The organism is Pseudoalteromonas sp. S558 (assembly GCF_005886635.1).
Taxonomy (GTDB): Bacteria; Pseudomonadota; Gammaproteobacteria; order Enterobacterales; family Alteromonadaceae; genus Pseudoalteromonas; species Pseudoalteromonas aliena.
The window spans coordinates 1-13,366 of record NZ_PNDU01000064.1 but is presented as its reverse complement, the minus strand read 5'-3'; the positions used below and the strand labels follow the sequence as shown (position 1 = coordinate 13,366).

Annotated in this window: 7 protein-coding genes; all 7 read left to right on the top strand. The window is 38.3% G+C overall.

The window, feature by feature from the left end:
* The first annotated feature begins 125 nt into the window (after positions 1–125).
* The 7 genes from CWB66_RS04760 to CWB66_RS04730 all read left to right on the top strand — a co-directional run bounded on the left by CWB66_RS04760 (position 126) and on the right by CWB66_RS04730 (position 12,876).
* On the top strand, positions 126–4,967 hold the full coding sequence (locus CWB66_RS04760) for an NAD-glutamate dehydrogenase (RefSeq protein WP_138584514.1): 4,842 nt from the start codon (positions 126–128) through the stop codon (positions 4,965–4,967).
* 120 nt (positions 4,968–5,087) lie between these two features.
* Positions 5,088–6,098 carry a quinone-dependent dihydroorotate dehydrogenase gene (gene pyrD / locus CWB66_RS04755; RefSeq protein WP_138584513.1) on the top strand — a complete coding sequence of 337 codons (1,011 nt, stop codon included), beginning with the start codon at positions 5,088–5,090 and terminating at the stop codon, positions 6,096–6,098.
* A 129-nt stretch (positions 6,099–6,227) separates the two neighbouring features.
* Positions 6,228–6,758, top strand: coding sequence for a cell division protein ZapC (locus CWB66_RS04750; protein WP_138584512.1), 531 nt, complete (start codon positions 6,228–6,230; stop codon positions 6,756–6,758).
* Positions 6,759–6,849: 91 nt separating this feature from the next.
* A complete protein-coding gene (gene rlmKL / locus CWB66_RS04745) occupies positions 6,850–8,967 on the top strand; it encodes a bifunctional 23S rRNA (guanine(2069)-N(7))-methyltransferase RlmK/23S rRNA (guanine(2445)-N(2))-methyltransferase RlmL (protein ID WP_077537790.1) in 2,118 nt (705 codons plus the stop codon).
* Positions 8,960–9,199: a glutaredoxin family protein gene (locus tag CWB66_RS04740; RefSeq protein ID WP_138584511.1), complete on the top strand. Its 240-nt coding sequence runs from the start codon at positions 8,960–8,962 to the stop codon at positions 9,197–9,199. Before rlmKL ends, CWB66_RS04740 begins: the two co-directional genes overlap by 8 nt.
* A 15-nt stretch (positions 9,200–9,214) precedes the next feature.
* Entirely contained in the window at positions 9,215–11,128 is a 1,914-nt protein-coding gene (gene uup / locus CWB66_RS04735) for an ATP-binding cassette ATPase Uup (RefSeq protein ID WP_138584510.1), read from the top strand.
* 11 nt (positions 11,129–11,139) lie between these two features.
* Positions 11,140–12,876: a DUF3466 family protein gene (locus CWB66_RS04730; RefSeq protein WP_138584509.1), complete on the top strand. Its 1,737-nt coding sequence runs from the start codon at positions 11,140–11,142 to the stop codon at positions 12,874–12,876.
* The last annotated feature ends 490 nt before the right edge of the window (positions 12,877–13,366 follow it).

Genomic DNA, 13,366 nt, shown 5'->3' with positions numbered 1-13,366 from the left:
TAAAATGTTTTCATCGAAAAGGCTGTTTATTAGTTGTAAAAGGGTTAGAATTTAACTGACTCCACGCTAATAAATGGCTGTACAAAATTCCTGCTCCTGAGCAGTAATAGATTAAGGAACATACAATGACACGAAATGAAGGCCAAGCCTCGGTTATCCTAGATAATGTCTGTAAGCTGATCCAGAAAAAAGTTCACGCTGATAATGTGTTACTCGTTGAAAAATTCGCCAAAGCCTTGTACAGCAATATGTCTAAAGAGGATTTGGCAAACCGCAACGATAGTGACTTATATGGCGCTGCACTAAGCCTTTGGAATTCGCTAGAAAAAAATACTAACGACGACGCTGTTATTCGCGTTTTTAATCCAGAAGTGGCAAAAGATGGCTGGCAGTCATCACATACAATTGTTGAGATTATTGCTAAAGACATGCCGTTTTTAGTTGATTCAGTTCGTATGGCCATGACTCGCGAAAATATCGCCTCTCATTTACTACTTCATAGCCCACTTAAAATTCAGCGTGATAAAAACGCAAAAATATCGGGCTTATCAAATTTAAAAGCAGAGCAAGAATCAACCTCAACAAAAACTGTGTTTTTTATTGAAATTGACCGTCAAACAGATTCTTCTGTGATTGAGTCTTTTAAGAAAGAATTAGAGTCAGTCCTTGTTGATGTGTCTGTTGCTGTAGAAGACTGGCAACCAATTCGCAAAAAATTAATTGCGGTAAATAAAGCGCTGCCAAAGCGTAGCCACAATAAAAATGAAAGTGAAGTATCAGAAACAGTCGAATTTTTAGATTGGTTAGTTAAAGATAACTTTACCTTAATGGGTTACCGCGAATATGAGTTAAGCCCAGTGCAGGGTGATTATCAACTTAAAGGTAAAATGGAAACAAGCCTTGGTTTGATGAAAAACTCGACTGAAGAGCACACGCGCTTACTTTCTGAATTACCAGAAGTGGCCCGTCAAGAAGCGCGCAGTAGCAATTTGCTTATTTTAACAAAAACGAATTCACTTTCTCGCGTTCACCGTCCTGCTTATATCGACTACGTTGGCATTAAGCGCTTTGATGAGGAAGGTAATGTTATTGGTGAAGATCGCTTCATTGGTTTGTTCTCATCAAATTTTTATAATAACAGTGCCTCAGATGTACCTGTTCTTAAAAGTAAAATTAATCGCATCATGGAAATGTGTGATTTTGCTAAAGGCACACATGCGTACAAAGCAGTACTGAATATCTTAGAAACTTATCCACGTGATGAGCTTGTTCAAGCACGTGAAAGTGAGCTGTTAGAAGTTGCCACCGGTGTTTTACAAGTACAAGAGCGTGACATGTGCCGCTTATTTGTGCGAAAAGATGCCTATGGTCGCTTTTTCTCTTGCATGGTGTATGTACCACGAGAGCGTTACAACACAGCATTACGCCGAGAAACCCAAGCTATTTTAGGCAATGCATTTAATTCTGACGACAAAGTCGAATTTACTACTTATTTTTCTGAGTCAACACTGGCGCGTACTCATTATACCGTTCGTGTGACCGACAACAATATCGAATATAATGTGAAAGACATCGAAAACAATTTAGTAGAAGCTGCCCGAACATGGGAAGATAAATTACAATCGGCATTACTAGAATCTGCTGGCGAAGCTCGCGGAAACGATTTAAATCGTAAATATTGCAATGCATTTGCGCGCTCATATAAAGATGAAGTTTTACCAAGCGCAGCCGTTGTCGATATTGAAAAACTAGAATTACTAACCGATGAAAATAAGCTGGAAATGCTTTTTTATCGCCCGCAAGAAGAAGCCAACAGTAATATTGTACGCTTAAGCTTATTTCATAAAGATGAGCCAATTCACTTATCGGATGTAATGCCGATGCTTGAAAACTTCGGTTTACGTGTTGTGGGTGAAACACCTTACTCAGTTAAAACTAGTGATGGTCGCATTAATTGGATCATGGATTTCTCTATGCTGATAGACAGTAAAGGGATGGCTGATTTTGACAAAGTGTCTGCACGTTTTCGCGCAGCGTTAACTAATGTTTGGGCTAATCGCTTAGAAAATGATGGTTTTAACCGTTTAGTACTTATGGGTGGCTTGGCTGGACGTGAAGCTTCAATTCTTCGCGCTTATGCTAAATACATGCGCCAAATTGGTGTTACTTTCTCGCAAACGTATATTGAAAGTACATTCGCTAACTACCCAAATATTGCCGCGCAGATTGTTAACTTATTTGCTAAAAAATTCTCAGTTAAAGCACCCGCCAGTGCAAAAACAATAGAGAAGCTTATTGCTCAGGTTTACTTAGAACTTGAGAATGTCGCGAACCTCGATGATGACCGCATTATCCGTTTATACGTTGATATGATTGTAGCTACACTTCGTACCAACTATTATCAAAAAGATGCGCAAGGGCAGTTTAAATCGTATGTTTCATTTAAGATTCAACCTAGCTTAATTCCGGATGTGCCATTACCTCTACCAGCATTTGAGATTTTTGTTTATTCGCCTCGCGTAGAAGGTGTGCATTTACGTTACGGAAAAGTAGCGCGTGGTGGACTTCGTTGGTCAGACCGTCGTGAAGATTTCCGCACTGAAGTACTTGGCTTAGTTAAAGCACAACAAGTTAAGAATACAGTAATTGTACCTGTTGGTTCTAAAGGTGGTTTTGTATGTAAACAGCTACCGACTGAACGCGAAGCGTTTATTAAAGAAGGGCAAGAGTGCTATAAAATCTTTATTCGTGGTCTATTAGATATTACAGACAATATTGAGCGCGGTGAGATAGTGCCAGCTAAAGATGTTGTACGTCACGATGAAGACGATGCGTATTTAGTGGTTGCGGCCGATAAAGGAACTGCTACGTTCTCAGATATCGCAAACGGTATTGCTAACGAATATAATTTTTGGCTGGGCGATGCATTTGCTTCAGGTGGCTCTGTCGGTTATGACCACAAGAAGATGGGTATTACCGCTAAAGGTGCATGGGAGTCGGTAAAACGTCATTTCCGTGAAATGGATATCGATTGTCAGACGACAGACTTTACCGTTGTTGCAATTGGTGACATGGCGGGTGATGTATTTGGTAATGGTATGCTGTTATCTAAACACATCCGTTTACAAGTTGCTTTTAACCATATGCATATTTTTGTAGATCCTAACCCAGATGCTGCAAAATCATACCCTGAACGTGAGCGCTTATTCAACATGCCACGTTCTTCTTGGGAAGATTATAATAAAGACCTTATTTCTGCCGGTGGTGGTATTTTCTCTCGTGCGGCTAAATCAATTACATTAAGCCCTGAAATGAAGAAAATGCTTGGCACAAAAAAAGCGAGCATGACACCAAATGAATTAATGAAAGCGTCATTAATGATGAATTTCGATTTACTGTGGAATGGCGGTATCGGAACATACATTAAAAATTCAAAAGAGACCGATGCTGATGTAGGGGATCGTGCAAATGATGCGCTACGTATAAATGGTAAAGAATTAGGTGCGAAAATTATAGGCGAGGGTGGTAACTTAGGTGCGACCCAACTAGGGCGAATAGAATTTGCTGAAAAAGGCGGTCGTGTTAACACAGACTTTATTGATAACGTAGGCGGTGTGGCGTGTTCAGATAACGAAGTTAACATTAAGATTTTACTTAATGGCTTAGTTGCAGAAGGTGATTTAACACGTAAACAACGAGATGAATTACTTTATTCGATGACAGACGAAGTATCTGAGTTAGTGCTAAAAGACTGCTATCGTCAAACGCACACCATCTCAATTACGCAGTCTAAAGGTACTTCTACGCTTAAAGAGAAAATACGCTTTATCCATGCACTTGAAAAAGAGGGCAAATTAAACCGTGCAATTGAGTTTATCCCTAGTGATGAAGAACTCGCTGAGCGCGCAGCAGCAGGTAAAGATTTAACTCGTCCTGAGCTTTCAGTGCTTGTTTCATACGCTAAAATGGTATTGAAAGAGACGTTAGTAAGCGATGAAATTACTGAAAACCCTTATTATCGTCAGTTGCTTGTTAAGTCATTCCCACGCCCGTTACGTGAGAAGTTTGACGATGCGATGAATAATCATCCGCTTCGTAAAGAAATTATCGCGACTAAGTTGGCTAATAATATTGTCAACGATATGGGTTTAAACTTCATGGTTCGTATGCATGAAGAAACCGGTGCAAACGAAGCTGAAATTGCAATGTGTTATTCAATTGCCAGTGAAATCTTCGAGATGCGTGATACTTGGTCATCAATTAGTGCGCTAGATAATAAGATACCGTCAGCAGTACAAACTGAAATGCTGTATCAATTACGCCGTACTGTACGTCGTACTACACGTTGGTTCCTACGCCATAGAAATAAAACGCAAACGATTGAACAAGCAATTGCGCATTTTGCACCAACCTTTAAAGACCTAAGTGATAACTTAGGAAACTATATGGTTGAAAAAGAAAATGACCGTATTGTTATTGAAGCGAATAAACTGATAGAAGACGGTGTACCTCGTCAGATTGCTGAACGCATTGTGTCGTTATCAAGCTTGTTCTCTGTAATGGACCTAGCTGAAGTAGCAAGTAAAACAGGTCGAAATATAGCAATGGTTTCTAACACTTACTTCAAGTTAGGTGCGCGAATGGGGCTACATTGGTTCTTAGACCAAATAACAAATCAACCTGTTGCTAACCACTGGCAAGCACTTGCTCGTTCTTCTTACCGTGAAGAATTAGATTGGCAACAACGTACGTTATCTGAAGTTGTATTAAATAGCTTTGAAGGTGACGATAGCGATGTAGATAGTCAAATTGATCAGTGGATGGATAGCCAAGAATTACTGCTTCTACGTTGGAAGCAAATGCTGGCTGAATTTAAAACATCGCAAAGTCACGATTTCGCTAAGTTTTCTGTAGCGTTGCGTGAACTGATGTTATTAAGCCATAATTGCGATACATCTGTTAAATAATTTAGTATTTGGGTTATTATTTCTTTCGTAAATAATAAGTTAATCATTAAAATTGTTATACAATACCTCAGCCTTGTCTGAGGTATTTTTTTGTCTGTTATTTATTAGAGGATTATCTTGATGTTTTATGATTTAGCTCGCCGGTTTATGTTCACTCGTGATGCGGAGTGGGCCCATGAGTTTGCCCTCAATAATCTTCGTCGCTTTGCACATACCCCTTTAAAAGCCGCATGGTCACAAAATGTTGCAGACAAGCCTGTTAATTTTTTAGGCCTTGAATTTAAAAATCCAGTGGGACTTGCAGCAGGGCTTGATAAAAACGCTGAGTGTATTGATGCCTTTAGCCAAATGGGCTTTGGCTTTATTGAAGTAGGTACCGTTACACCTCGTCCTCAAATAGGAAATGATAAGCCGCGTATTTTTAGGTTGCCAGAGTCAAATGCGATCATCAATAGAATGGGTTTTAATAATAAAGGTGTTGATAACTTAGTCGCCAATGTAAAAGCGGCAAAATACAATGGCATACTAGGCATTAATATTGGCAAAAATAAAGATACGCCTAATGAACAAGGTAAGGATGATTATATTCATTGTATGCGCAAAATATTTGAACATGCTTCGTATATCACAGTGAATATTTCATCGCCCAATACCCCAGGCCTTCGTGATCTTCAGTACGGTGCGGCGCTGGATGATTTATTACAAAGTTTGAAAAATGAACAGTTAGATTTAATCGCAAAATATAATAAACAAGTCCCAATGCTTGTCAAAATTGCGCCCGATCTGGATCAGATCCAAATTGAGCAAGTAAGTGAATCTTTAATTAACAATAAGATTGATGGTGTGATTGCCACTAATACCACGTTAGAGCGAAGCGCAGTGATTGGTCAGCAATATGCTGATGAAGCCGGTGGGTTATCAGGACATCCAGTAAAAGAGCGCTCTACGCACGTGGTGGGTGAGTTAAAACGTTTAACTCACGGGCAACTGCCAATAATAGGCGTCGGTGGTATTGATGATGCGCTATCGGCAAAGGAGAAAATAAATGCCGGAGCAGATTTAGTGCAAATTTACACCGGGTTTATTTATAAAGGCCCACAATTGGTAAAATCAATTGTAAATGGCTTATAAGGATCTGCTATCTAAGCTTTTGATCGTTCGATAAATGTTCTAAGTAAATATTTATATAATGGTTAAAAGCAGTTATACTCTAAGCTTATTGTATTATTTTAATTACATCACTTAAGTAAGGGGGGTTATATGTTACAAGCATCAAAGCAATGGCAATGGATTACTTGTGCCGATAAAAATCGCTTACTGCTTGATTTAAATGACGATATGCAGTTGTGCACCCCCTATAAACTAAGGTTATTAACCGACTCTGCATTTAAAAACCCTTACTTTAGCGTGGAGGATGCCGCGTTTTACGAGCAAGTATATAACTATTTAGTAGGCTTTAACGTGTGGAGTCCTGCAAAAATATGCCAAATATCGCTTAATGCAACCGCAGTAAAATATCATTTAAAGCCAGTTTTAGCTAAAAGCTGGTTTTTTAAAGAGTATACTGGCTCAGATCCTAGTGTTGAAGCAATTGTAAAATTAACATCTAAAGCACAATCGGGTGACTTTCTTATTGTGGAGCATTGCCCTGATGCTTCTATTTGTTTAAATCTGAGTGAGGACTTTAAACTGGATGAAAATTTATCATTAACACAGTTTGAAGTTATCCGTATTTTAAATAACCGCGTACACCCTATCTTAAATCAGCAATATCAAAGCCAAACCGCCTAACCAAATTTACCTTATATGCACGTGTTTATGGCGTGTTTGTATGCCAACCTATGATATAATCCTGCGCAATTAGCTATTAAGGGTTACTACTTTGCAATTTATCGCACTTACTTCTATCGGAATCGAAAATTTATTGGTTGATGAACTAACAGAGCTTGGCGCAACGGTGTCTAAGCAAACTGTGGGTTCAGTTCGTTTTGAGGCTGACTCATTACTAGCGCAAAAGGTTTGTTTATCAAGTCGTTTTGCTACGCGTGTGCTTATGCTTATTGAAGAAAAAGAAGGCGTAGATGACAAAAGTAGCCTGTACAACTTTGCGCGTTCGCAGCCATGGCAAGAATGGTTTGGGCCAACGCAAACATTCGCAGTTGATTTCAATGGCACAAATGATTCATTAAAAAATACGCAGTTTTCTGGTCTTGTAATTAAAGATGCGATAGTTGATTACTTTAATGATTTATTCGAACAGCGCCCAAATGTGGATAAGCAAGATGCTAACGTACGTGTTGTTGCACGTTTAAATCGTTATGGTGTATCAATGTATATTGATTACTCTGGCCCCCGTTTATCTGAACGTGGTTACCGTCAAGGTCAAGGTAAAGCACCGATTAAAGAACATTTAGCAGCCGCTCTAATTAAGCGCAGTGGCTGGCTTGATAATGTAAAACAGCCTTTATTTGATCCATGTTGTGGTGCGGGGACTATTTTAATTGAAGCCGCAGGTATGGCACGAAATGAAGCACCAGGCTTGTTCCGTGAAGGTTTTGCTTTTGAACGTTTGCCAAGCTTTAGAGCCGCTAAATTTAAAGAACTAAAAGAAGAGTTACTTGCTAATATTACCGATCCTAAATTGTGGTTAATTGGTCACGATTACGATGAGCAAGTTTTAAGTAAAGCTATTGATAATGCAAAACGTGCTGAGCTTGATGACGTTATTAAATTTAAGCAAAGCGATGCAACCAAACTGACTGCAGTTGCTAAGTTACCAGGTGTGGTCATTTCAAACTTACCGTATGGTGAGCGTATTGGCTCTATGGCTGAACTTGTAGACTTACACCGTAATTTAGGTGTTGGCTTTAAAAAGCATTTTAATCACTGGAAACTTGCCTTACTAGGCATGGATGAGAGCTTATTTAAACTTTTAAAACTAGTTCGCCTTAAGCGTTATAAGTTTAAAAATGGCCCGCTTGACGTAGAGTTAAACTTATATCAATTAGATGATAAGCAAGTAAGCCTAACGACAGATGATAAAAAAGCACTTAATTTTGAAGGCTCAACGTCATTTGCAAATCGTTTAAAAAAGAATAAACACGGTTTAAAAAATTGGCTTAAACAAAATAAAGTGGATGCTTACCGAGTATATGAAGCTGATATCCCTGAGTACAATGTTGCTGTGGATATTTACGGTGATTCAGCGGTCATTTTTGAATACGCAGCGCCTAAAGAAATCGATGAAAAAACCTCAGAAAAACGCCTGCAAGATGTAATCAGTTTAACCTCTCAACAGCTTGAAATTGCCCCAGAAAATATTGCTGTAAAAGTGCGTAAAAAACAAAAGGGTGAAGATCAATACACCGCTATGTCTAAACAAAACCGTACTATGGTTGTTGAAGAATTTGGCGCTAAGTTTAAAGTCAATTTATTTGATTATTTAGACACAGGATTGTTTTTAGATCACCGCTTGATGCGTCGTTACATTCAAGAAAATGCCAAAGATAAACGCTTTTTAAACTTGTTTGCTTACACGGGCACAGCGTCTGTGCATGCAGCCTTAGGTGGTGCTAAAGCCATTACTACAGTCGATTTATCAAAAACCTACCTAAAATGGGGCCAAGATAACTTTGATTTAAATGGTATCAATAATACACGTTACCGTTTTGAACAAGCAGACTGCTTAAAATGGTTAGAACATGCAACCGCGCAATACGATTTAATATTTTTAGACCCTCCAACGTTCTCAAATTCAAAGCGTATGAAAGATGCATTTGATGTACAGAGCGATCATATTAAATTATTAACTTGGGTTAAAAAGATTTTAAGCCCATCGGGTACTTTAATTTTTTCTAATAACAAACGTGGCTTTGTGATGGATGAAGTAGGGCTGATTGGTTTAGGTTTAAAAGCCGTTAATATTTCAGATAAAACATTATCACCCGATTTTAAGCGCAATAAAAAAATCCATAATAGCTGGTTAATTACGCATGGCTAAATGGGTTTTATATCACACGGATGGTTGCCATTTATGTGAACAAGCTGAGCAACTTATCACTGAGGTACTTAGTGATACTAGTGAGTTATTACTAATCGATATTATGACTGATGAGCAGCTTATAGCTGAGTATCAAATCAGTATTCCTGTATTAAAAAGTGAACATGGCGAACAGTTGTTTTGGCCTTTTACCTCACACAGTGTGCGTGAATTTTTAGCGCAAACAGAATAAGAGCAAATAAGAATTATGGATTTAATTAGAATTTTAAAAGCACAACTTGCCTTTGGTACACACGCCTTGTTGAACAAAGCTGATGCTGTAATTGAAAGTGGCGAGCGAGTGTGTGTGGTTGGCCGAAATGGCGCGGGTAAATCAACGTTATTAAAAGTACTTGATGGCCAAGTTGTTTTAGATGATGGTGAAATAAATCAGCTTGGCGGAATACGAATTTCACGCTTAGAGCAAGATCCACCAAAAGGTGCAAGTGGAACAGTATTTGATTACGTTGCGCAAGGTATGCCAGAAATTGCTAATTTGCTTATTGATTTTCACCATGTAAGTAATGAGTTACAAACAGAGTGTAATGATAAGTTATTAAACAAACTTGAGCGTTTATCAAACCAATTAGAAGCTGCAGATGGCTGGCGCTTTGATAGCCGAATTCAATTAGTGTTAACTCAATTAGAGTTAACACCAGACGCTAAACTTGAGTCTCTTTCAGGTGGTTGGCTACGTAAGGTGGCACTTGCTCGTGCACTTGTTAGTGAGCCTGATTTATTACTTCTTGATGAGCCAACAAACCACTTAGACATGGCAAGTGTTATGTGGCTTGAGCAGTTTTTAAAAGAATTTAAAGGCGGTATTGTATTTATATCGCATGACCGTGCGTTTATTCGTGCTGTTGCTACGCGTATTTTAGATTTGGATCGCGGTAAACTTATATCCTACCCTGGTGATTACGCGACTTATTTAGAACAAAAAGCGCATGATTTAAAAGTTGAAGAAGCTCAAAATGCATTGTTCGATAAACGTTTAGCAGAAGAAGAAACATGGATCCGACAGGGTGTTAAAGCACGAAGAACACGTAATGAAGGGCGGGTCCGCGAATTAAAACAGTTGCGTAATGAACGAAAACAACGTGTCGATCAAGTTGGTAAAACTGACTTTAATATCGAAACGGCAGACCGCTCTGGTAAGTTAGTGTTTGAAGCTAAAAATCTATGTCATGCATTCAAAGACAAAGTCATTGTAAATGACTTCTCTACGCTTGTTATGCGCGGTGACCGTATAGGTTTAGTTGGCCCAAATGGGATTGGTAAAACAACCCTATTAAAATTAATGTTTGGTGATTTAGTGCCAGATAATGGCATAACTAAACAAGGTGTTAATTTAGAATTTGCTTATTTTGACCAATATCGTGAAAAGTTAGATGAAGAAGCAACAGTACAAGATAACGTTGCTGAAGGTAAACAAGAAGTGATGATGGGCGGTCGCTCACGTCATGTTTTAGGTTACCTACAAGACTTTTTATTCCCGCCAGCTCGTGCCCGTACGCCAGTAAAAGCACTCTCTGGCGGTGAGAAAAACAGATTATTACTCGCTAAACTATTTTTAAAACCATCAAACATTTTGGTACTTGATGAGCCAACGAATGACTTGGATATTGAAACACTTGAGTTGTTAGAGGACATAATTAATCAATATCAAGGCACTGTGCTGATTGTAAGTCATGACCGTGAGTTTATTGATAATACGTGTTCAAGTGTTTGGGCATTTGAAGGAAATGGTAAAGTAACTGATATAGTAGGTGGTTACAGTGACTATGAAGCTTATGTTAGCTACTTAGCAGAGCAAGAGAAACAAACACCGCAGCTAACAAAAAAAAATGAAAAGTCGGCACCGGTGACGTCTGTAAAAGTAGAGAATAAAGGAAATAAACTAACGTACAAATTAAAACTTGAATTAGAACAACTGCCTAATAAAATGGAACAACTTGAAGTTGAAATTGAAACTCAACAAGCGGTTGTTAGTGACGTTGACTTTTTCAAGCAAAACAGTGATGTAACAACGAAAGCGTTGAACCATTTAGCACAACTTGAGTCTGACCTTGAAGCCGCCCTAGAGCGCTGGGAAGAACTTGAAGAATTACAGAATCAGTAGTAAGGATAAAAATGAAATATAAATTACTCGCTGCCAGTGTTTTAGCGACCCTGAGCACATCAGCAATGAGCGCAACATATCAATTAAGCGAATTAGGTGCAGTTGAAGGCGCTAAACATTCTTATATAAGCGATGTGAGTGAAAATGGCCATGTTATCGGTCTTGCAAATGGTGTTTACAAGTTGCCGATTGATATTAGCTATATTGATTTTACAGAAAGTGTAATAAAAACAGCTTACAATAATGAAAAAGATGCATATGAGTTAAGCGATAAAGTAATCACATTTACGCTGGATGACATTGAAAAGAAAGATGCCATAAACACTAATCCAGATGCCCACAGTTTCATGGTAAGATTTTTATCATCACTTTCAAGAAACTTTGAATACCAAAAGCTTAACTCTTTGATTGCAGTTAATTTCAAAGATAGCAATGTCATAGAGCAGCCACTATTTGATATCGCTTCTGTTGATTACGATGGCCTAACGCGTTCCACTACCAATATCTATAACGCAGTAAGTGAAGATGGTGTTACGGTTGGCTGGGGAAGTGCGCCTTATGATAAAGTATCATTCACGCCTGATGGTAAAACTGAAGCTGAAAGCTGGTTTACCCATGAATTTATTGAACGAGGAATCGTTGTTAGTGCTGATGGTGTGCGTGTACCTTTGACACCTGAATTTAATGAATACGGTGGCACGAGCCGTGCTAACGATATTGTAAAAACGGCAAATGGTTATACCGTTGTTGGTAATATTTCCACAGCAATAGCAGAAGATCGACAAGAGAATATTACTGATAGATGCGACAATAAGGATGAGCCTACATCAGTATGTGTTTATGTGCTAAATACATCTGTTACTTCGGGGGTATTTGACAAGCGTGCTGTTAAATGGCAGCTTGATAGCGCTTTGAACATAGTATCAACTGAAATCTTAGGGTTGGAACTTACTCCTAAAGATGACGACGATTTTGCATTTACAAGTACTGCTAATGCATTGAATAAAAATGGTATTGCAGTTGGTTCTTCTAATGTTCGTTACTATAAAAAAGACAGTACTATTTTAACAATGCCAACGTATTTTAAAGATAAAGCCGTTGTTGCATTTGTTAATCAAGAAGATGATTGGCAAGGTGGTAAATCATTGGCTATAAATGAGAGTAATGTTATTACAGGGTTTGCAGTTAAACGCATTGAAGGTACCCTTCGTAATAAGTTTTTCTATCATGATATAAAAACAGGTGACACAGTATTTCCCACAGATTACTTTTCAAGCTCAAGCTCTTTTGGTAATGATATAAATAACAAAGGCTACATTGTTGGCGAAGGCGAAGTGGGTGCATCAAATAGCTCTCGACGTAAAGAAGCATTTGTTTACAAAATTGGTGATGATAAAATCACGAATCTTAATGACTTATTGCCGTGTTTTGAAGCGGATGGTGAAACGACATTCGCTTATACTATGGCAGAAGCTAAAGTTATCAACGAAAATAATGAAATATTTGGTGTAGCGACTAAAACCGTTGAAAAACGTAATTCTTTAGGTGGTGTTGTCACTGATATTAACGGCAAAACTGAATTTGAAAGCGTGGCGGTTGCTGTAAAACTTACACCATTAGTGAACGGTACAGTAGAGAGTTGTGCTCCTCCTGAAGCGGAAGTGTATGAGCGCAATTCAGCGAGCTTTCCTTGGTATGCATTATTGTTATTACCACTGGTTGGCGTAAGACGACTTTTCCGTTTTTAGTCGATTAGTTTATACCGCCTCAAGAAAACTGTTTAGTAATACTTGAACACTGCCTATCATTTATATCCGTAAAGAGTATGAGTGATAGGTGGCCTTAACAATGTAAGCTTATCCCTACCAAATAGTGCGACTAAGGTTATTATAAATATGCCCAGTTGCGTGCATTTATTATTGATTAGTACTTAACCTAAACTCAACTCAATATAATAAATCGATTACAAACCGCTATTTTCGATGTTAACTGAATTAAATTTACTGCAATAGGTCAGTAAATTTATTAAACAGAGGTATTGAGTTTTCTTATTACTGATAAACACAATGAAAATTTAGTTGTTCTAACTAAAAGCTAAATAACCTGAACTCTGGATAATAAATCTATCTCCAGCAGCTATTATCAGCGCTAACTGCGTTGAATTTACTTGCAATAGGCTAGCTATTGACGCGTAAATTCGCCTTGTTTCCACTGAGAATTTCTGGCTGGAGAAAAATA